The organism is Paenibacillus sp. Root444D2, assembly GCF_001426375.1.
GTDB lineage: Bacteria > Bacillota > Bacilli > Paenibacillales > NBRC-103111 > Paenibacillus_E.
This window is the reverse complement of the sequence record NZ_LMEO01000044.1, coordinates 1-2,498: the sequence shown is the minus strand read 5'-3', so window position 1 is coordinate 2,498 and position 2,498 is coordinate 1. Positions and strand designations below refer to the sequence as shown.

At 39.4% G+C, this 2,498-nt stretch carries 3 protein-coding genes; 2 read left to right on the top strand and 1 reads right to left on the bottom strand.

What is annotated here, in order from left to right:
- On the bottom strand, nucleotides 1–190 hold a 190-nt coding region (locus ASD40_RS21800; protein WP_200957453.1), incomplete at its 3' end, for a nitroreductase family protein.
- Between the two features lie 231 nt (nucleotides 191–421).
- On the opposite strand from ASD40_RS21800, the gene ASD40_RS36165 reads away from it, so the two are divergent.
- Both ASD40_RS36165 and ASD40_RS21790 read left to right on the top strand, forming a co-directional pair.
- A complete protein-coding gene (locus ASD40_RS36165) occupies nucleotides 422–730 on the top strand; it encodes an ArsR/SmtB family transcription factor (protein ID WP_063860351.1) in 309 nt (102 codons plus the stop codon).
- Between the two features lie 214 nt (nucleotides 731–944).
- On the top strand, nucleotides 945–1,475 hold the full coding sequence (locus ASD40_RS21790; protein WP_235549342.1) for a hypothetical protein: 531 nt from the start codon (nucleotides 945–947) through the stop codon (nucleotides 1,473–1,475).
- Nucleotides 1,476–2,498 lie beyond the last annotated feature (1,023 nt).

Below are 2,498 nucleotides of genomic sequence, written 5' to 3'. Positions count from 1 at the left end.
TGTCATGTTGTTCACCCAAGAGCAGAACAACGCGGGTAGTTTGATTGTTAAACGCCGATGGTGTATGTTTAACGGTTTCCTCGATTATTTCTTGGATACTTTGATCCGAAATTGGTGATTCTTTGCTAATTCCATAAATAGAGCGCCGTTCGCGTAGTGCAGTGAATAAATCTTTCTCCAAGGTTTCCATGATAAATCTCCTTACCATATTTTTCGATTTTCAATCTTCCAAGTTCCTGTGTCCAGGGGAGACAAATTTATTATAACCATTACGAAAAAAAAGTTATGTGAAGTAAATTACATACTTGAATCGATCTTGTGTTTAAGGGAAACTTAGTTTTAATTTAATTAGGGAACAGGAGCGATTTAAGACAATACGTCACATGGTTTTTCGCCGTCAAGGGCTGCACGACGGCGCCGGATCATCAAGCTATTAGCAACTCACGCTACGGAAATTTGCGGACATATTCAGATCAGCTCTCCTGCGGTGTCGCAGCATCTCAAGGTGCTGCTCGAGGCGAACGTCGTCACGATGGAGAGGCAGGCGAAGCAGCGCATCTATCGACTGAATCCGGTGGCGATTTCCAAAGTGGAAGAGTGGACCAGAAATTATCGATTGATGTGGAGCCGCAAGTTTGAAAAGTTGGACATTTTGCTCCAGGAGCGCATGAAGAAGCTGAACCCCAAACCGGAGAACACGATCATATATTTGAATTATTTGAAACGCTAGACAACCAGTTCTATAACGGACTCAGTGAAGACCTGGAATTGAAATTAGAAACTGTTGTAAAACGAATTAATCAAAATTGACCATTGAACTAACGGGTAACGATAATTGAATAAAACACAAAAGGCTGCCGCATGCAGCCTTTGTGCTAACTGGCAGTATACTTCTACATTTTCACCCATAAGAACAAAAAAAATTATAATGGAGTTCAAATGACATGAAAGAGATAATTCTCTGGTCGTTACTGATATTACCTTGGGCGTCCTTGTTGTTTTTGAAAATGGATACTGTACGCAGATATATGCCTGTCGCTTTGTTTATGACCATCATCCATACATTGGCTTATCAAGCAGCTTACCATTACGGATGGTGGGAAGAGTCAGGTTCCAGTCTGTTCGGGTGGGATAGAGTCATCCCGGTTCCTTGGGTGTATGGAGCATATTTGGCTATTGTTATTTGGGTATTCCGCTTTACTTTCGGGAAAATATGGCTATATTTGGTTGTCAATGTCCTTTTGGATGGGCTATTTATGTACATCGTTTATCCGATATGGCAACGGATGGGGCTTGTTTCGAGTGAATCGACTTTGCCTACAATAGCTGTTGTTGCTATGATGGTCGGTTTTGCTTTGATCATTTATCTGTATCAAATGTGGCAAGATAAAGTGTTTAAGGAGCAGAAAGCAAAGCACACAAATGACCAAAAGTTGAATTGGCGTCCCCTACATTGGAGGAAGAAAGCGAGGTAATCGAAAACATGAAGTTTTAGATTTCCTTTTGAGCAGAAAATATACATCAAAATATAAAGACAAAGCCACTCCCCATAATGGAGTGGCCTATTTATTTAGGAAAAATAATGTATTATAAGCTAACAGATAACGATAGTTCAAAGGGGGAACTTGCTATAAAACAGCGTTTTTCTATTGAAAAGTCGGAATGATCTAATACACGTGAAGAAGGTTATAAGAAACAGAGTTATGACATCGTAATTATCGGTTTTGGGGCAAAATTTAATTGAAAATAATAGAGTCTATGTAATAATGGATGGCGAAACGATTGAAGTTGTGGAACCACAGAGAAATAAATCGTTCTGGTATGAAGCGTATTTAGGAATAAGGCTTTTGCAAAAATTCTATTTGAAGGTTTTCAAGGATGGTAGAGTTGAATCGCAAGAAATCAATGTCTAACAATATATATCTTGGTATAATGCTGATCTCAACAAATGAAGGGGATATAAATGAACAAAGAAGATGTTAAGCAACGTATTAAGGATTACCAGCAGGCAGAAGGAGTGCATCCTCTTACAAACACGAGAAATTATACCCTAAGGTGCTTGAACAAGGGTTGGTACTTCTTTGCCCAAATTGCAATTACACTCAAACATACATCCCGGATCTTTTTTTAGATGATGGTTTTTATGAGTGGCTGCGAGGCATGAAGAGCTTAATTTAAGTCGAAGGCGGTAAATAATTTTGAAAAGGATACTTACAGTAGCGTCAGCAATCTAATTCTCAAACAGCCTGGCTGTGTTGTAAAACACGGCAGGCTGTTTTTATGTTAGAATTCCTGATCTTGGCAAGATCCACGGACTGGTTCGGAGCTTGATCAAAAGCGCTGCAGCATCATTTTGGATTATTTTGTTTAAAAAGGATAGTACTAAAGTGCAGCGTTAAACTAAACATTCCTGTTAGTCCTAAGAATTGGACTTTGAAAGAAAAGGAGCGCCTCGGTATGATGGGTTTGTCAAAGGGTATAACCCAACACCATCAAGG